The organism is Vibrio sp. 10N.261.52.C11 (assembly GCF_041471405.1).
Lineage (GTDB): Bacteria > Pseudomonadota > Gammaproteobacteria > Enterobacterales > Vibrionaceae > Vibrio > Vibrio crassostreae_C.
Genome location: NZ_JBFROI010000021.1, coordinates 100,615 through 120,792, shown reverse-complemented (window position 1 = coordinate 120,792; position 20,178 = coordinate 100,615). Strand labels below are relative to the sequence as shown.

11 protein-coding genes are annotated in these 20,178 nt (G+C 44.0%); 7 read left to right on the top strand and 4 right to left on the bottom strand.

What is annotated here, in order from left to right; genetic code table 11:
• Window positions 1–122: 122 nt before the first annotated feature.
• The 4 genes from rsmF to AB4323_RS08110 all read right to left on the bottom strand — a co-directional run bounded on the left by rsmF (window position 123) and on the right by AB4323_RS08110 (window position 7,472).
• Window positions 123–1,544 (bottom strand): 16S rRNA (cytosine(1407)-C(5))-methyltransferase RsmF, encoded by a 1,422-nt coding sequence (rsmF, locus tag AB4323_RS08125; protein ID WP_372057972.1) that lies wholly within the window; start codon window positions 1,542–1,544, stop codon window positions 123–125.
• Between the two features lie 149 nt (window positions 1,545–1,693).
• On the bottom strand, window positions 1,694–4,351 hold the full coding sequence (locus tag AB4323_RS08120; protein ID WP_372135054.1) for an MlaD family protein: 2,658 nt from the start codon (window positions 4,349–4,351) through the stop codon (window positions 1,694–1,696).
• Entirely contained in the window at window positions 4,338–5,621 is a 1,284-nt protein-coding gene (locus tag AB4323_RS08115; protein WP_102321147.1) for a paraquat-inducible protein A, read from the bottom strand. The genes AB4323_RS08120 and AB4323_RS08115 overlap by 14 nt, the downstream gene beginning before the upstream one ends.
• A 54-nt stretch (window positions 5,622–5,675) precedes the next feature.
• On the bottom strand, window positions 5,676–7,472 hold the full coding sequence (locus AB4323_RS08110) for an ABC transporter ATP-binding protein (RefSeq protein ID WP_372152122.1): 1,797 nt from the start codon (window positions 7,470–7,472) through the stop codon (window positions 5,676–5,678).
• 89 nt (window positions 7,473–7,561) lie between these two features.
• Here AB4323_RS08110 and AB4323_RS08105 point away from each other — a divergent pair, with 89 nt between their 5' ends.
• From AB4323_RS08105 to AB4323_RS08075, 7 genes are all read left to right on the top strand, one after another.
• Entirely contained in the window at window positions 7,562–8,053 is a 492-nt protein-coding gene (locus AB4323_RS08105; RefSeq protein WP_017059689.1) for a GAF domain-containing protein, read from the top strand.
• 97 nt (window positions 8,054–8,150) lie between these two features.
• Window positions 8,151–8,774, top strand: coding sequence for an RNA chaperone ProQ (gene proQ / locus AB4323_RS08100; RefSeq protein WP_017057223.1), 624 nt, complete (start codon window positions 8,151–8,153; stop codon window positions 8,772–8,774).
• Between the two features lie 17 nt (window positions 8,775–8,791).
• Window positions 8,792–10,786: a carboxy terminal-processing peptidase gene (gene prc / locus AB4323_RS08095; protein ID WP_048661952.1), complete on the top strand. Its 1,995-nt coding sequence runs from the start codon at window positions 8,792–8,794 to the stop codon at window positions 10,784–10,786.
• 322 nt (window positions 10,787–11,108) lie between these two features.
• Entirely contained in the window at window positions 11,109–11,792 is a 684-nt protein-coding gene (locus AB4323_RS08090) for a hypothetical protein (RefSeq protein ID WP_372152120.1), read from the top strand.
• A gap of 218 nt (window positions 11,793–12,010) precedes the next feature.
• Complete coding sequence (gene pepN / locus AB4323_RS08085) at window positions 12,011–14,617, top strand: aminopeptidase N (protein ID WP_102333354.1); 2,607 nt, start codon at window positions 12,011–12,013, stop codon at window positions 14,615–14,617.
• A 189-nt stretch (window positions 14,618–14,806) separates the two neighbouring features.
• A complete protein-coding gene (locus AB4323_RS08080; RefSeq protein ID WP_004733645.1) occupies window positions 14,807–15,025 on the top strand; it encodes a DUF2835 domain-containing protein in 219 nt (72 codons plus the stop codon).
• A gap of 228 nt (window positions 15,026–15,253) precedes the next feature.
• On the top strand, window positions 15,254–20,095 hold the full coding sequence (locus AB4323_RS08075; protein ID WP_017066961.1) for an NAD-glutamate dehydrogenase: 4,842 nt from the start codon (window positions 15,254–15,256) through the stop codon (window positions 20,093–20,095).
• Window positions 20,096–20,178: the final 83 nt, after the last annotated feature.

The window sequence follows — 20,178 nt, the reverse complement described above, 5'->3', positions numbered from 1 at the left end:
TAATTAGTTGTTGATTTACAAGCGCTCGCACACTGAGTTACATGGCCGATAGAATAGAAAAAGCCCAAACAATTAACGTTGTTTGGGCTTTTGTTTATCTAGCTGTATACAGGGAGAAAGCTTTAGAATAGGTTCTTATCGCGCACTAACTCGCGTGGTAAACCGTTCTTCACTCGGTTGCCAACCCATTTACCAAGGCCGATGATTGCACCGTTGTACTTCACTAGTACTTCACCTTTGCCAGACAAGCCTTCAGGGCGAACATCGCGTCCCATGAACCATTCACGAGCATCTTCAATGCTTAGCTCGACAACATTAGCTTCATTACCTGTTGCAAGCGTTGTCGCCACTTGGTGCTGCCAGCGGTAACCTTTTTTATGGGTTTCGGCGATCTTGATTCCCATGCGAGAAAAACGGAACTCACCGATCATAGGCTCTAGCGCTTCTGGGAATAGCCAAACGTCTTTGTCGCGAATCCAAACCTGAGTATCGCTTGGCAATTCGATATCGAGAGTACTCATTAGTTGTTCAGCGACTTCTTGCTGAGTTTTCTTTGATGCTTTTTCAAATGGGAATTTACCCATACGTTTTTTAACTTCTGGTGGAGTAACAGACGCTAGTTTACGGATACGTGCAACAAAGAAACCTTCAGAGTCATAGACCTGTGGGAAGATGTGAAGAAAGCCTTCTTCTGTCGTGGTTGCTTTTGCGTTGTCGAATAGTGATTCCAGAGATTCGAATTCAACCGCATCACCAAAGGTTTCTTTTAGGTGATGACACACTTGTTGGTTCTCTTCGGTGCTAAGCGTACACGTTGAGTAAACCAAAACACCATTAGGTTTAAGAGCATGAAACGCGCTTTCAATCAGATCTTTTTGAGTGTCAGCAATATCGACTACAGATTGATAAGTCCAGTTCTTCATCGCATCAGCGTCTTTACGAATGGTACCTTCGCCAGAGCAGGGCGCGTCTAGCAGCACAGCATCAAACTGTTCTGGTAACCAACCACCGAAAACTCGACCGTCAAAGTTACTTAGAGCGGCATTACGAACGCCACAACGTTCGATGTTAGCGTGAAGGACTTTCACACGGCTTGCTGCATACTCATTGGCAACCAATACACCGCGATTATTCATTAGCGCAGCGATTTGCGTTGTTTTAGAGCCGGGTGCAGCCGCAGTGTCTAGCACCGCTTGGTAATCAGCTTCGCCTTGGAAAAGTGCCGAGGGTGGCATCATCGAGCTGGCTTCTTGGATGTAGAAAAGACCAGACATGTGTTCTGCCGTATTACCTAGTGGCGCTTCACTTTCGTCCGCTGTAATCCAAAAGCCCGTTTCACACCAAGGTACAGGTTCCAGTTCCCAGCCTTTCTCTTTTGCTCGTACTAGGAAGTCTTCAACACTGATTTTCAATGTGTTGATTCGAATACTTTTACGAAGTGGTTTTTGGCATGACGCAACAAAAGAAGCCATATCTAGATGACTAGGCATGATTGCTTCGATGTGCGTTAGGAATTCTTCAGGAATATATACGTTAGCGTGCAAAAGAGTATCTCGATTTATTGCATTAATGCGGGGAGTTTAAAGCAAAATGAGGCCGTCCTAAACCATATTTGCAGCAAACAACAAAAATGCAGCCTAATGGCTGCATTTTGATGAAGAATTAATCTTCCAGAAACGTCAGAGAGTTCACTCTATGGACGAGGAATTGCGGTTCTCCATGATTTCCACTCATCTTCGGCTTGAGGATAGAGGTAGAAAGACTGATCTTCGCTTGCTACTGGTTGAAGTTCATTTGTCGGTGGCGTTGAGAATGTAATACCACCTCTTAACAAGCTGTCTACCGTTCCGGCTTTGATGTTTGCGCCTGACAGGCCGATAGAGACATCGACGCCCGACACGTTCCAGAACACGGTGTTTGCGCGGATTAGATACGCGTAATCAGGTTCTATTTGAATCGTAGAGATGATGCGGTCAGCAAACTCGCCCAGCTGAACATCGATAACACTGCCGATTTCTAGCTCACGGAATAGTATAGGCGTGCCTTCAGATACCGAACCTCGCGTTTCGCTTTGTAGCTGGAATATCTTGCCTTCAGGCTGCACAGGTCCCTTACTAAGCTCAAATTTCGTGTTTCTTTCACCTTTACCCGGGTCTACGTTGATGTGCTTAGAGAGCAGCGCAGAGACGTTTTTAATGCCGTTAAGGCCAATCTCAGGCTCTGCCAACCAGAAGTGACTGTTCGCCACGGCAATCTTGTCGACGTACTCAGGTAAAATACGCGCTGTAATTTCAATACCGCCCTTGTTGAAGTTCGGAATCACTAAAGTAACCTCACCAACAGTGACACCTTGATATTTGATCGCCATGCCCTTGCTGACTTCTTGATCGCCAGAAGAGGTGATAGTAATGGCGCGGCCAAACTTTCGGGCAGATTTTGAATCTTTGTAAAGCTTCCACACATCACCAAGTTTGTTGTCGATTCCTGGCAGAGAGTCAAAAGCAATACCGCCTTGGATAAGGGTTTTAACTGGTGCCGCTTTAATGCTGATACCCGATAGCGACGCATCAACCTCAACGCCTGAACGGTTCCAGAAAACAGTGTGCTTGTTGAGTAAGTGCGTGTAACGATTTTCGATTGTGACTTTGATTCTTACGCCACCGTCGGCAAGCTGAAAATCAGAAATATTACCCACTTGTAGGTTGCGGTAGAGGAGTGGGCTGCCTTTAGAAATTGAAGGTAACTCACTGGCAAACAAAGAAAGTGTCTTTGAACCAGACTGATTAAACTTAGCAATTTCTGCTAACGACTTACTTTGGAAAAGTTGGTAGTCCGTTCGAGCTTCAGATTTACCTTCACTCACAAAGCTAATCGAGCCGGTAAGAAGCTGTTTTGCTGGTGGGACCGTAACACTCAAGCCTGATTCGGTTAGCTCTGCAGTCGCACTACCTGTCACAAAGAAACGGTTGTGGCTTTTGATAAGGTGCGCGTACTCATTATCGATAAGTGCATCCATGAAGACTTCGTGTTTATCAGAGCCCGTACCAACACCATCAACTAATCCCACATGGATGATAGAGCCAACGGCAATGCCTTTGTAGAGAAGTTGTGTACCGACATCTAACCCGAACGAATTGTTCGACGTTAAGCGAATCGCAACGGATTTCTGTTGTTCCTGACTGAATTCATTTTTGCGGATTGCAGTAAATCGACGCGCCTTTTCACCTTCACCCGGTACCAAGGTTAAAAAGTTACCTGTCACTAAATTGGCAATGTTTTTCATGCCAGTAAGCGACAGTTCAGCCTCTTCTAGAACGAATTTACTGCCGCTGTTTAAAAAGTCACTGAATGCCGGTTGGATAGCGGCAGATGCAACGACGTTTTCACGCCCTTCACTTAGCGATAAATCAGTGATTTGACCGATTTCAATGCCGCGATACATGATCGGAGCACCCGTTGCACTGATTTTATTATCATCGGGAACGGCGATCTTGATAGAGATACCTCGACCCGCTGTCTTCAAATCTGGGTAGAGCTTGAACTTGGTATTCATCTCTACGGGTTGGCCTTCTCCCGGAGAGTCGACCGCAATTGAACCGCCAAGCAATGCACTTAGGCTCTCTAAGCGAACATCAACACCAGAAAAACCAATACTGGCACCTAAACCACTGACATTCCAAAAACGGCTTTGGTCGGTAATGATATGGCTGTATTCATCTTTAATTGACGCTTGAATCGTAACGGATTTCGCGTTGTCGTTTAACTGGTAGTTGTAAACCTCACCAATTGGGATTTTACGGTAAACGATTTGAGAGCCAACAGACACGCCGCCCAGATCTTTGGTCGTCAGTGAAATATTCAAACCTTCAGAAGCCAGTAAATCAGAAGGGGAGGATTCTAACGCTTGGAAAATGGTTTCTGGGTCTTGTTTGGTTTCGCTCGGGTGGATAGCAATATAGTTACCTGAAACAAGTGCGTCTAATCCTGAGATACCCGACAAACTTGCTGTCGGTTTTACAAGCCAGAAACGAGTGCCTTTTGAGAGTAGCTTCTTCGCTTCAGGGTAGATGTCTGCATCGACATAGATGCTCGATAGATCTTTGGATAAAGTGATGTCGCGCACCATACCCACTTCTAAGCCTTGGTAACGAATCGTTGTTCGACCTGCGACTAAACCTGCGGCATCTGAGAAGTATATTTGCACACGTTGCCCAGCATCGTGTATCGATTTCATGACCAACCAACCGGCTAAGGCGACGGTTAATATCGGCAGAATCCACAAAGGGGAGATGCCTTTGTTTTTCCTTACTTCTGGTGAATATGACGTTTGTGATTGGTTATCGTTGTTCATTCACTGACTCATCTTTAGAGGTGTAGTTATCCCAAATTAGCCTAGGATCTAAGCTTTCCGCTGCTAGCATCGTGAGAACAACTACGACGCCAAAAGCGACTGCACCATAACCTGGTGTAAAGTTTAAAATTTGCCCGCGGTCGACCAAGGTCATCATGATCGAAATAACGAACAGATCCATTACCGACCATTTCCCCACCCATTTCACGATGAAATAGATGGTCATACGTTGCCTGTGGTAAACGGCGCGCTTCATCTTGATACAGATTAAGATGTACGCGAGGCCCAGTATTTTCGCGACTGGCACGACGATACTGGCAATGAAAATGATCGCAGCGATGCCATACATATCGCTATTAATCAGCGAAGCGACACCGGAAATGATGGTGTCTTCTAGCCTTTGACCGTTGGTAATAAGAATAGAAATAGGAATGACATTGGCTGGCACGATAGCCACGGATGCGGCAAATAGCAGAGCCCAAGTTTTCTGTATAGAGTAGGGCTTGCGGTGGTATAAGTCATGGTGACAACGCACACAAGTATGACCGTCAGGCTGAGATAGGTGACAGTTGTGACAGTGTACGTTCTTACTCTCAGCAAAAGAGTATTCGGATTCTTTTGCCCAAGCTTCCCAGTAGCGACGTACACTGATACGGCTTACTAGTAATACGCTGAAAAGCTGCAGAAGAATCAGGCCAATCAAACCAGGGCCGACGAAAATGTCAGAGTAATCTTGCAGTTTGAAACATGAGACCGCCAAACTTACCAGAAACACATCCAACATCATCCAATGTTTGAGAGTCTGAATAATGGCTAATGCATAACGAAAGGGTGTGAAGATCTTAAGACGCAGTGATGCATGAGTGATGAGTACCGAGGTGCACACGAGCAACGGAGCGATCGAACTGCAGAACAGGATCAGCAAACCAAGTAGAGGAAAGCCTTCGCCCATTAAGGTAAAAACACCCGATGGTAATGTTGCAGGTATCATGACACCAATCAGGCGAATACTGATGAATTCAAAAAAGTGCGAGGGGATAAACAGCAATAAGCAGGTAATCGCAATTGCTAGGTTTCCAGAGAGGCTAGGGGTCCCGCCTCTATAAAGCTGAGTACCACACCTTGGACAGTAAGCAGATTTCCCCAAAGGGATGTCCATTTTATCTACGGGAAGCTCGCAGCCCTGGCAAAGACGCACTGAGCTGCTGTCGCATTGGTGTTTTGTTGATAAAGGGTTGGTTACGGATGGGGAGGTCACGCGACCTCCCAAGTTGAAACGTAAGTTAGGTTAGCAACCCGACTTAAAGACTCAGAGCCACAAACATCAGGCGTGCGATTGCACACTGCCGTAGAGTGTTTGATAGAGTCCTTGTTGTTCAACCAATTCACCATGTGTTCCCGTCTGTGTGACTTGTCCATCTTCTAAAACATAGATTAGATCGGCTTGTTTCACCGCTGATAATCGATGAGCCACTATCAAAGTTGTGCGATCTTTCAAAAACTCGCTCAACGCTTTATGCAGTGCTGACTCTGTTGCTGTATCGAGAGCAGATGTCGCTTCATCAAGAATAACAAACTTAGGATTGCTCAGCACCATACGAGCTATTGCTAAGCGTTGTCGTTGACCACCAGACAGTCGAACGCCATTCCTACCAATTTGTGTATCTAAGCCATTGCTCAGTTGCTTGATGACATCTTGCATTTGAGCGACTTCAAGCGCACGCCACAACGACATTTCGTCGTATTCAGCACCAAGGGTCAGATTATGCCTTAATGTATCGTTAAAGAGTATAGGTTGTTGTAAAACAACGGCAATTTGATTGCGTATTACACCAAAGCTGATGTCATCGGTTGTTTCACCGTTATAGCGAATGCAACCTGAGTCTGCTTGGTAAACCCCAATCAGCAACTGGATTAACGTAGATTTACCCCCTCCACTCGCACCGACCAAAGCGACTTTTTTACCTGCAGGGATGTGCAGCGATAGCCTATTTAAAACAGTGTTTTCTAATGTGTAAGAGAATGTAACGTCTTCGATGTCAACTGTCACTTCTTGATCTTCAGTAAATGGGTTCACTTTACTGATAGGGCGCTTCTCTTCTTCTAACTGAAGAAGATCGTTGATGCGTTGTAGTGCCGCTTTCGCGCTATACCAAGAGAATTGAATCCCTAGTAGCTCTTGGACCGGGCCTAACATGAACCACAAGTAGCCAAATACCGCGAAAATCTGACCAATGGTTAAGTCACTGAATAACACCATTAGCATAGCGACGGCACGGAAAAGCTCGAAACCTAGTAAGAACAGCAGAAACGAAACACGGCCAGCAGCTTCAGATTGCCAAGCGTATTTGTCTGCATCGATTCTTACTTGGTTTGCTTGAACCTTAAGTTCATCGAGAAAGATACGTTCTTTATTCGCCGCACGCAGTTGGTAAATGCCGTCTAAGGTTTCCACCAAACGGTTTTGAAAGCGCTCGAAAGATTGGTTTTCGTATTTCTTAAGGTGTTTGACCCTGCTGCCTAGTTTACGGGAGAAATAAATTACAACAGGATTGACCAATAAAATGAACAATCCTAAACGCCACTCTAACCACAACAGCACGATCGCTGTCCCGAACACGGTCAGGAAGCTGATGATAAATTTAGAAAGAGTCGAGCCAATGAACTTATCTATTGTCTCTATGTCTGTTATTAGGTGGGCGTTAATACCGCCACTGCCTTTGGTTTCGTATTGTCGAATACTGATGCGGCCAAGCTTATCTATCATCTTGCTGCGCATTTGATAGGTAATTGTTTTGGACACAAGCGTAAACTGACGCCCTTGCAGAATGTTCAACGCTTGGCTAACGGAGCGCATGATAATCACTAACAACAAAGTTAGTGCTATATAGCCAGTCGGTGTTTGTAATGAAGATGGAAGTAGGTGGTTCATCATCTCTAAGCCTGAAGCGGGCTTATCGAGTAATACTTCATCAACCATTAATGGCATGAGCAACGGGATAGGGACACTAATGAGAGTTGCAAATATGGCAATAATGTTAGCAAACAGTAATTTGGACTTGTGTTTTTTTACTTGAGTTATTAACCAAGAACGGCTAATAGTGTCTTCTGAATTGTTCATTGTAATGAGAATAAGTCCTATTTAGTTTGATGGCCGCATTCTACTGCGTTCTCTTGATAATGGAAGTCTCAATTTAATTGGAAGTTAATATGAAAATAGAACATTACCAACGCTTAACCAAACAAGCCGTTGCATTAATTGAATCAGAAACCGATCTAACTGCTAATCTTGCTAATATCAGTTCATTATTATTCATGGAATTGGATGACTTGAATTGGGCGGGTTTCTATTTAATGAAGCAGGATTTAGCTAAGGAAAAAGACGAACTTGTACTGGGCCCTTTCCAAGGTCAACCTGCTTGTGTGCGAATTCCGGTCGGGCGTGGTGTGTGTGGAACTGCGGTTGCGACGAATACAGTTCAGCGCATTCATGATGTTCATGAGTTCGAAGGTCACATCGCTTGTGACGCTGCAAGTAACTCAGAAATCGTTATTCCGTTCTCGATTGGCGGAAAAATCGCGGGCGTTCTTGATATTGATAGCCCAAATGTTGGTCGTTTTTCTCAAATTGACGAGGACGGATTGACATTTTTCATGGCAGAAGTGGAAAAGCTGCTTAATTCGCACGCGAACAAGGCATAAATTATTCTCTTACTGTGGTTTTTCCCAAGCATCTCTCTATAATACGTAAAAATATTTTCTTAATGCTCGCGGAAAACCGCAAAAACCAGGAACCCACATGGAAAACACTGAAAAGTTAAAAAACAGCAAAGAAGTTATCGCATATATTGCTGAATGTTTCCCTAAATGCTTTACTCTAGAAGGTGAAGCGAAGCCACTTAAAATTGGTATTTTTCAAGATCTTGCTGAACGTCTAAATGAAGACGAAAAAGTAAGTAAGACTCAGCTTCGTGCAGCGTTAAGACAGTACACATCATCATGGCGTTACCTGCACGGCGTAAAAGCTGGCGCAGAACGTGTTGACCTAGACGGCAACGCGTGTGGCACACTAGAAGAAGAGCACGTTGAACACGCTAAAGCTACACTTGCTGAAAGCAAAGCGAAAGTTCAGGCTCGTCGTAAAGAACAAGCACAAAAAGCTCGTGAAGAAGGCAAAGCGAAACCTAAGGCGAAGAAAGCTCAACAGCCTCGTCGTCAAGCGCCTAAAGCACCAAAAGTAGAAAAGCCTGTAGAAACACGCGCTTTGAACGCTGACGAATTCATCGCTGGCAAAGAAGTAAATGTGAACATGGGTAAAGGAAACATGGCTGCGACCATTGTTGAAATCAATAAGGAAGATGTGCGTGTTCAGTTAGCAAACGGCCTACAAATGGTTGTTAAAGCGGAGCACTTGCGCGCTTAAAGGAGATACTCCTACGCATGAAATGCCGTTCAAAATTGACACTGATTGCTGCTAGCTTTTGGCTAGCAGCTTCAGCTCAGGCTCTTGAAGCCAAATTAGATCAGGACGATTTACCTCTACTCGCTCCTGAGGTCCAACACGAAACTGCTAGTAAACGTGTTACTTCTCGATTTACTCGTTCTCACTATAAACACTTCAATCTCAACGATGATTTCTCTCAAGCTATCTTTAATCGTTACTTAGAGATGCTGGATTATAATCGTAATATCTTCACTCAAGCTGATATTGACTCTTTCTCTGCGTCATCTAAACAAATTGATGATCAGCTGAAATCGGGCAATAACCAGATTGCATTCGATGTTTATAATCTGTCTATGCAGAAGCGTTTTGAACGTTTTCAATATGCATTGTCTTTGCTAGATACAGAGATTAAGTTTGATACCGATGAAAGTATTGAGCTCAATCGTAGTGAAGCTGAGTGGCCAAAAGATATCGCTGAAGTGAATGAGCTTTGGAGAAAACGCGTTAAATATGATGCGTTGAATCTAAAACTTACTGGTAAAGAGTGGCCAGAGATTCAAGAAGTTTTGGAAAAGCGTTACAACAATGCGATGAAGCGTATTACGCAATCGCATAATGAAGATGCTTTCCAGATCTACATGAACGCATTTGCGCGTGAAGTTGATCCTCACACAAGTTACCTTTCTCCAAGAAATGCAGAACAATTCCAATCTGAGATGAACCTATCTCTAGAAGGTATTGGTGCTGTGCTTCAGATGACAGACGACTACACCGTTATTCGTTCTTTAGTGGCTGGTGGCCCTGCTTCAAATAGCAAACAATTGAGCGATGGCGACCGTATTGTTGGCGTTGGTCAAGATGGCGAAGAGATTGTTGATGTTATCGGCTGGCGTTTAGACGATGTAGTGCAATTAATTAAAGGACCGAAAGGGACTAAAGTTAAGCTACAGATCTTGCCAGACGGTAAAGATGCAAAAAGTCACGTTGTCACAATTGTACGCGATAAGATTCGTTTAGAAGACCGCGCTGTTAAATCAGAAGTTATCGAGAAAGATGGCAAGAAGATTGGTGTACTCGAAGTACCTAGTTTCTATGTTGGTCTTTCTAAAGATACCGATAAACTGATCACCGAGCTTAAAGAGCAAGGTGTTGAAGGTATTATTGTTGACCTCCGAAACAACGGTGGTGGTGCACTGACTGAAGCAACTGAACTCTCTGGTTTGTTTATCAAAGAAGGACCTGTTGTTCAGGTTCGTGATAGCTACGGTCGTGTCAAAGTGAACAGCGATACTGATGGTCAAATCAGTTACCAAGGCCCGTTAACGGTATTGGTGAATCGCTACAGTGCTTCAGCGTCTGAAATCTTTGCAGCAGCGATGCAAGATTATGGCCGTGCAATTATCTTGGGTGAAAACTCTTTCGGTAAAGGTACGGTGCAACAGCATCGCTCTTTGAATCATATTTATGATTTGTTCGATAAAGAGTTAGGCTACGTTCAATACACAATCCAAAAATTCTACCGAATCAATGGTGGTAGTACGCAAAACAAGGGTGTAGTACCTGATATTGCTTACCCAACGCCAATTGATCCTGCAGATACTGGTGAAAGTGTTGAAGACAACGCTCTTCCTTGGGACAGCATCGACAAAGCGAAGTACTCAGTGTTACAGCGTAACGATGAGCAGATCGCAGCGTTGACGGCTAAACACCAAGCTCGTATCGCAACAGACATGGAATTTGGCTTTATCGCGCAAGATATTGAAAAATATAAGGCAGATAAAGACGACAATGACCTTTCTCTTAATGAAAAGGTTCGTCAACAAGAGAGTGATGATGCGGATGCGCTTCGTCTAGAGCGTATTAACCAACGTCAAAAAGCCGCTAAGTTAGAGGCATTTAAAACGTTGGATGATATTCCAAAAGACTACGAAGCCCCGGATGCTTATCTTGATGAATCAGTTGCTATCATGCTGGATATGATCAAGAAATAAACAAAATACCTGTTATAAGGTGATTGTTTAAAGACGTACTATTTGAAAAGCGAGCTTAGGCTCGCTTTTTTTGTACCTGTGTTCGTGCCTCGAATAATGTCATGTTAACGGCATGCTTCCTCGCTTTTTAACTTGCTGCAGAACCACTGTTATTTGATTTTCGGCTGTGAAGTACACTGTAAAAATAACTAAACTTAAGTATTATTTTTCGAGTGATAATGACATTTAAGTTACTTCGCACTTAAAATTTAGTGACTTAGATCATATTTTTTCGCTTTCTATTCATTACGTGCCTAAGCTTAAAGAAAACGAGGGGACGCTTATGAAATGGATTCTACTAATTTTATCTTGTTTAAGTTTTGTGGCTTTTGGGAGCGAGGTCGCTTCGAGTAGCCAACAATCAAAAAGTGATAGTAATCTATCTCATTTTGACCTTCCTCTGTTGCTTGGTGATTGGTATTTGATGAATCCTGATCCTGAGCAAGGCACTGAAAACTTTAGAGCGATCAAGCTCACTCTTGATTCAAACTACTCATTCACTATCGATATCCAAAAGAAAGACTACAGTGTCGATCATTGGGGAGGTTTGTATAACGCCAATGAAGACACGATTATTTTGGGTTTGAATACCTCAGAACCTCAGGTTTACGCGTACAGCAGTAATCACAACATGCTGAATCTTAACGGTGTTATGTTCACCAAGGCCTTGCCAAATGCATTGGCGGGAATCTGGTCAAGTGCCCAACTGTCTGGAAGCGATCTACGTGCGAGTAACATTCAAAAAATGGATTTAGTCCTTCAGCCGGACTTTATATTCATGTTCCGAGTATCAGATGAAGAAGGTGGTGAAGTCATTCGTCGCGGGGTGTATTACACAGAAGGCGATCAACTAGTGTTACTTTATGAGAACGGTGAACACGGCACTCGATATACACTGAACAGCGATGTGTTAACGCTGCAAGGTGAAGAGGGAGATATGTTTGCGGTACTCAATCGCATTCGATAATCGTGAGTTTTAGCAGTAACGGCGTACTCGTTGATAATATTGTGCACAGTTCATTTCTTAGGCGTTCCTGTCTGATTTGATTGATAAAATAGCAAAACATGGAGGCATTTTCTTACAATGCCTCCTTTTTTTAATATTCCCCTTGTTTTATTGGCGCTCAACCTTTAGATATATACAGTTAAAAAATAATTACGTATAACGATCAAAAGGAACCCGTCATGGCACATACACCTCAAGCCAAGTATCGTAAAGATTATCAATCACCATCTCACACGATTTCTGAAATCGATCTTACTTTCGATTTGTACGACTCAGCATCCATTGTTACGGCTGTTTCTAGTGTTAAGCAGGAGAAAGACAGCACGACATTAGTACTTGATGGTGAAGGCTTGAAGTTGGTTTCTGTTTTGGTTGAAGGCAACGAATGGACTCAGTACGAGCAGTCTGAAACTCAACTTACGCTGAATGACCTTCCAAAAGAATTTACTCTAACCATCGTTACCGAAGTTAACCCTGAAGGGAACAGTGCACTTGAAGGCTTGTACAAGTCGGGTGGCGCGTTCTGTACTCAATGTGAAGCTGAAGGTTTCCGCCGTATCACTTACTACATGGATCGCCCAGATGTGTTGGCGAAATTCACTACAACGGTAATTGCAGACAAAGCAGAGAACCCATTCTTATTAAGTAATGGTAACCGTGTAGATGAAGGTGAAGCTGAAAACGGTCGTCATTGGGTGAAGTGGCAAGACCCACATCCAAAACCAGCGTACTTGTTTGCTTTAGTAGCGGGTGACTTTGATGTACTTCGTGACGCATACACTACACAATCGGGTCGTAAAGTTGACCTAGAAATCTTTGTTGATAAAGGCAATCTAGACCGTGCGAGCCACGCGATGGTTTCTTTGATTAACTCAATGAAGTGGGACGAAGAACGTTTCAATCTTGAATACGACTTAGACATCTACATGATCGTAGCCGTTGATTTCTTCAACATGGGTGCGATGGAAAACAAAGGCTTGAACGTATTCAATTCGAAGTTCGTTCTAGCAAACGACCAAACTGCAACGGATACAGATTACCTAGGTATTGAAGCAGTAATCGGCCATGAATATTTCCACAACTGGACAGGTAACCGAGTGACGTGTCGCGATTGGTTCCAGTTAAGTCTGAAAGAAGGCTTAACGGTATTCCGTGACCAAGAATTCTCATCTGATCTTGGTTCTCGCGCAGTAAACCGTATTAATAATGTACGTATCATTCGCGGTCCACAATTTGCAGAAGATGCTAGCCCAATGTCTCATCCAATTCGTCCAGAAAAAGTGATAGAAATGAATAACTTCTATACTTTGACCGTGTACGAAAAGGGCAGTGAAGTGATCCGTATGATCCACACATTGTTGGGCGAAGATGGTTTCCAAAAAGGCATGAAGCTGTACTTCGAACGTCACGATGGTACGGCTGCAACATGTGAAGACTTCGTCGCGGCAATGGAAGATGCGTCGGGCGTTGACTTATCTCAGTTCCGCTTATGGTACAGCCAGTCTGGTACGCCGACGCTGTCTGTTGAAAGTAAGTACGACGCAGAGAAGAAACAGTACACGTTAACAACTCGCCAAGTAACAGCGCCAACTCATGAGCAAACGGAAAAGCAGGCTCTGCATATTCCTCTTGATATCGAGCTGTACACAGCTGCGGGTGAAGTTGTTGAGTTACAATGTAACGGTAAGCCAGTTCATAATGTATTAGATGTGAAAGAAGCAGAGCAAACGTTCGTGTTTGAAAACGTTTCTGAGCAACCGATCCCATCATTACTTCGTGAATTTTCTGCGCCAGTGAAATTGGAATATGACTACTCAGATGAAGAACTGATCTTCTTGATGGTGAATGCTCGCAATGAATTCTCTCGTTGGGATGCGGGTCAAATGCTATTAGCGAAGTACATCCGCAGTAACGTGGAGAAAGTTCAGCAGGGTCAAGCGTTTGAGCTTTCTGATTCTGTTGTTGATGCATTCCGTGGCGTACTGCTGAGTGATTCACTAGAGCCTGCGTTTATTGCAGAAATGCTTTCTCTACCAAGCCACAATGAAGTATCGGGTTGGTACGAGCGCGTTGATATTGATGCGGTCGCATCGGTTCTTAACTCAATGAAAGTCACACTAGCTGCAGAACTTGAAGACGAGTTAGCGGCGGTTTATCACAGCCACGCACTAACAGAATACACGGTCGATCACGATTCGATTGGTAAGCGTACTCTACGTAAAGTTTGCCTAAGTTACTTAGCACATACAGAGCAGGGTAATGACTTGGTTGTTGCGATGTACCAGCAAGCAAACAACATGACAGATACGATGGCAGCAATGGGCGCGGCAAACAGTGCACAACTACCATGTCGTGAAACCTTGATGGTGGATTACAGTGACAAGTGGAAACACGATGGTCTTGTTATGGATAAGTGGTTTGCATTGCAAGGTACAAACCCAAGTTCAAACGCACTTGAAGTGATCAAAGCGTCGATGTCGCACCAGGCGTTCAGTTTGAAGAACCCGAACCGTACCCGTAACTTGGTCGGTTCATTCTTAAACATGAACCCGGTTCAATTCCACGACAAGTCTGGTCAAGGCTATGCATTTGCAGGCGAGATCTTACGTGAACTGAACAGCAGCAACCCGCAAGTGGCTTCACGTCTGATTGATCCACTTCTTAAATTCCGTAAGTACGACGATGAACGCCAAGCTCTGATCAAAAAAGAACTAGAGACGTTAAAGAACATGGACAACCTAGCAAAAGACTTGTTTGAGAAAGTGACGAAAGCACTAGAGGCTTAAGTCAGCGCGCATTCAGGTAACTGTTTGCTACAACGAAAGGTCATCAGTGGTAGAGAATATCTGCCACTGATTTTTTGTTTCTGGTTCATCGAATTTTCGATAAGCTAGAGCAGCTTCAAGTTCAGTTTCACCGTCAGACATCTAAAAGTGCCAAAAAACACTGGCACTGTATATTTATACAGGTATCGTATGAATCGCTATATTTTCCAACTTAACATCTCGTATCAGCAGTTTTTGGCCAGCTATTCTGGCGCCGCAAGTAAAGTTCAAGTGATAACAACAACAGGTTTACGCTTACAGTTACCTGCAACTCGGTTCAGACCATTTCTTACACAAATAGGGGTTAGAGGGCAGTTTAGGCTGACAACTGACCAAAAAAATAAGTTTATTAAGTTAGAAGCTCTGTAAACCTTGGCGTGCCTAGTGAGTTAAAAGGAATCTTAATCACATAATCAAACATTTCACCTCTTACCACCTCCAAAACAATTAACTATTTTTCAATAATGCTTTTACAATAAATGAATGCATTACCTTTGCTTAACTCGTTAGTAGAAAAGAGCTCAACGGCACGTTTCAAACACCAGATTAAGTGATCCCCCTAATAATAAAATATAATTCTAATTGTGGAGTGTGACTATGACCGCACGTGAAACTGTGGTTCCAGTTTTACTTGAAAAAGTTTACAAGCTGATTCAAGACAAACTTGACCTTGCTCATCGACCTCTCGTAACTCAACTTGCTCAACACTTGTTTAGTAACGTTTCTCACGACGATCTGACTCAGAGAAACGAATCCGATTTATACGGTGCTGTAGTTAGCTTATGGCATCATATCAATGAAAAGAAAGCCGACGAAATCTCTGTACGTGTTTTCAACCCGACGGTAAGTCGTCAAGGTTGGCAGTCTACTCATACTATCGTTGAGATAGTCGTTCCAGACAGCCCATTCCTTGTTGATTCCGTAAAAATGGCATTGACTCGCCTAGACCTTTCTTCTCACCTTATGCTTCATAACCCAACACAAATCTCTCGCTCAGATAAGGGCAGTGTTGTCGGTGTAAGCAATAACGAAGGTGCATTCCAATCGCTTTTCCATATCGAAGTTGACCGTCTGAGTAGTAAAGCTGAAATGACAGCACTTAAAACGGAGTTGCTGGATATCTTTACCGACACTAGCTTAGTCGTGAACGATTGGTTGAAGATGGTTGAAAGACTTGAAGAAGTGACCAATCAAGTTGAACAGCAAAAAGAGAGCATTCCAGTAGACGGCCAGCGCTTTGATGAAACGTTGGCGTTTCTTCGTTGGTTAGGCCAACACAACTTTACATTCATGGGTTATAAGGAATATGACCTAGTTTCAGTTAACGGCGACACTGAACTGCAACCGACCAAGGAGCAAGGTCTTGGTTTGTTTGCGAACTCAGATCGTGTACGTAACGTTAAGCTATCTGAGTTTTCTGATTCGGCACGTCTTGAAGCGAAAAAGCCTTATGTGCTTATCGTAACCAAGGGCAACACGGCTTCACGCATTCACCGCCCAGCTTACAACGATTACATTGGTATTAAGAAGTTCGATAAGAACGGTAAGGTCATTGGTGAGCACCGCTTTACTGGTCTTTACACATCTGCCGTTTATAACCAAACCGTTGAAACGATTCCTCTTGTTCGCGAGAAAGTAGAACGTATTTTGGATGCGAGTGGTTACCGTGAAGGTTCATACTCTTACAAAGCGCTGCACAACATTCTTGAAAACTACCCACGTGATGAACTGCTGCAAGCTCGAGAAGAAGAGCTACTAGAAGTCGGTACGGGCGTAGTACAAATGCAAGATCGCGATCTCCTGCGTTTGTTTGTTCGCAAAGACCCGTTTGGTCGTTTCTTTAGCTGCATGGTTTACGTAACAAAAGATCGTTACAACACTGAGCTTCGTCGCCAAACACAGCGCATCTTGAAACAGTACTTTGGTTGTGAAGAAGAGGTTGAATTTACAACGTACTTCTCTGAAAGCCCGCTAGCAAGAACGCACTATATTGTTCGTGTTGATAACAACAACATGGATGTGGACGTGAAAACAATTGAGCAAAATTTAATGGAAGTATCGTCTACGTGGGATGACCGTCTGTCTGAATCTATCATTGCAAACTTCGGTGAAAGCAAAGGTCTTCCATTGTCGAAAGAGTACATGCGTGCATTCCCACGTTCGTACAAAGAAGACATGATGCCAGGTTCTGCTGTTGCCGACATTGAACGTTTAGAAGCGCTAAGTGAAGACAACAAACTGGGTATGCTTTTCTACCGTCCTCAAGAAGAAGCGGCAGATTCAAAAGCCGTTCGTTTGAAGTTGTTCTACCACAGCGATGAGCCAATTCACCTTTCTGATGTTATGCCAATGCTTGAAAACTTTGGCCTACGCGTTATCGGTGAATCTCCATATGAAGTGCGTAAAACCAACGGTGTGACCTATTGGATCCTTGATTTCTCTATGCTGCACAAGAGCGATAAGACCATTGATCTTCGTGAAGCTCGCGATCTTTTCCAACAAGCCTTTGCGGCAATCTGGGCGGGTGAGTTAGACAGCGATGGTTTCAACCGCTTAGTACTTGGCGCTGGTCTTTCTGGCCGTGAAATCTCAATCTTACGTGCTTATGCTCGTTACATGCGTCAAGTTGGTTTCCCATTCAGCCAACAATACATTGAAGACACATTGTCTCATTACCCAGAATTAGCGAAAGGGCTAGTGAGCCTATTCGGCAAGCGTTTTGACCCGAAACTGAAGGGCAGCGTAAAAGGCCAACAAGATCTTATTAAGAAGATCACTGAACAGTTGGATCATGTAGAAAGCTTGGATGATGATCGTATCATTCGTCGCTACATGGAAATGATCACTGCAACGCTTCGTACTAACTACTACCAAGTAGACGAGAATAAGCAGTCTAAACCTTGGTTGGCTCTGAAAATGAGACCAAGCGAGATTCCAGATATCCCTGCGCCGGTTCCTGCGTTTGAGATCTTCGTTTACGCACCAGACATTGAAGGTGTGCATTTACGTGGCGGTAAAGTAGCACGCGGTGGTTTACGTTGGTCAGACCGTCAAGAGGACTTCCGTACTGAGATTCTAGGCCTAGTTAAAGCGCAACAAGTTAAGAACACGGTTATCGTACCGGTTGGTGCTAAAGGTGGTTTCGTTTGTAAGCGTCAACACATGATGTCTGGCCGAGACGAGATTTTTGCTGAAGGTCAACGTTGTTACAAGCGCTTCATCCGTGCATTGCTAGACGTTTCAGACAACATCATTGAAGGTGAGGTTATCCCACCTAAGAGCGTTGTTCGTCACGATGAAGATGACCCATACTTGGTTGTTGCAGCCGATAAAGGCACCGCGACATTCTCAGATCTAGCGAACTCAGTAGCTGAAGAGTACAACTTCTGGCTAGGTGATGCGTTTGCATCGGGTGGCTCTAACGGTTACGACCACAAAGCCATGGGTATCACGGCGAAAGGTGGCTGGGAATCGGTTAAACGTCACTTCCGCGAAATGGGTATTAACTGTCAAAGCACAGACTTCACTGCCATTGGTGTGGGTGATATGGCGGGTGACGTATTTGGTAACGGTATGCTGCTATCTAAGCACATTCGCTTGCAAGCTGCGTTTAACCACATGCACATCTTCATTGACCCGAATCCAGAATCAGCATCAAGCTGGGTAGAGCGTGACCGTCTGTTTAATCTGCCTCGTTCAAGTTGGGAAGATTACAATAAAGACCTGATTTCTCAAGGTGGTGGCATCTTCTCTCGCCGAGCGAAGTCTATCTCTTTGACACCTGAAATTCAGAAAATGCTGGGTACCAAGAAAGCATCAATGGCACCAAACGACTTGATCAAAGCGATCTTGTCTATGAAAGTTGATCTACTTTGGAACGGCGGTATTGGTACTTACGTTAAGTCTTCTAGTGAGACTCATACCGATGTGGGTGACCGTGCAAATGACGTGCTACGTATCGATGGCCGTGACCTGAAAGCTAAGGTTGTTGGTGAAGGCGGTAACTTGGGTATGACTCAATTGGGTCGTATTGAATACGCTCTAACGGGCGGTCGAGTTAATACTGACTTTGTCGATAACGTTGGTGGTGTAGATTGCTCGGATAACGAAGTTAACATTAAGATCTTCTTGAATGGCTTGGTGTCTAATGGTGATCTTACCGTTAAGCAACGTAACCAAGTTCTTGAATCTATGGAAGATGAAGTAGGTGAAATCGTACTAGACGACGCTTACTGCCAAGCTGAGTCTATCTCTGTTACTGAGCATCAAGGTGTAGGCTTAGTGAAAGAGCAAATCCGCTTTATCCACACAATGGAAAAAGCCGGGTACTTAGACCGTGGTTTGGAATACATCCCAGATGACGAAACGCTGCTAGAACGTGAGAAGCAGGGCCAAGCACTAACAAGACCAGAGCTATCAGTATTGATCGCTTACGGTAAAATGGTTCTAAAAGAAGATCTTGTGAGTGATGACATTGCGAATGATGAGTTCCATGCTCAACAACTGATGCAATACTTCCCAACAGAGTTACGCCGTAACTACTCTCAGCACATGGATAACCATCCACTTCGTGCAGAGATCATTGCGACTGCGCTTGCTAACCAAATGGTTAACGAGATGGGCTGTAACTTCGTGACTCGCTTGCAAGAAGAGACGGGCGCGAACATTGTTGATATTGCGAATGCTTACGCGGCATCACGTGAAATCTACGGCCTGGGTAAGGTATTGAAGAGCATCCGTGAACTGGACAACATCTCAAGTTCTGAAGCTCAATACGAATTGCTTTACCATGTACGTCGTACGCTTCGTCGTCTAGCACGCTGGTTGCTAAGAAACCGTACCGGTAAACAGTCAGTGAATGCATTGATTGAGCTTTACCAAGGTGATGTCGTCGCAATTACTGAGAAGCTGGATGAAAACCTAGTGGCTTCAGAAGTAGAAGAGCATCAAGCAATGGCTCAAGTATGGATTGACCAAGGTGTAAACGCTGAGCTGGCTAATTCAGTGGCTCGTTTGTCTAGCCTGTACTCAGCACTGGATATATCTACAGTGGCTCGTGAAACGGGTAAAACAGTACAGCAAGCGTCTAAGCTTTACTTCAACCTAGGCGACCGTTTGTCACTGCACTGGTTCTTGAAGCAAATCAATGGCCAAGCTATAGACAACAACTGGCAAGCACTGGCGCGTGCAGCATTCAGAGAAGATCTGGATTGGCAGCAACGCCAGTTAACTGGTCAAGTACTTAACTGTGGTTGTGCTTCAGATATCGATGTGATTAAAGCGCTTGATGACTGGATGGAAAGTAACTCTGTTTCTCTACATCGTTGGGAAAGCATCCTAAACGAATTCAAAGTAGGTTCTGTTCATGAGTTTGCTAAGTTCTCAGTAGCATTGCGTGAATTGATGCTGTTGAATCTAAACTGCATGTCAAAAGACTAGTTACTAGATAAGACGAAAAAGTATAAGGGCAGGCTACAAGGTCTGCCTTTTTCGTTTCGGTAAAGTGGAAACAATAGGCCTAA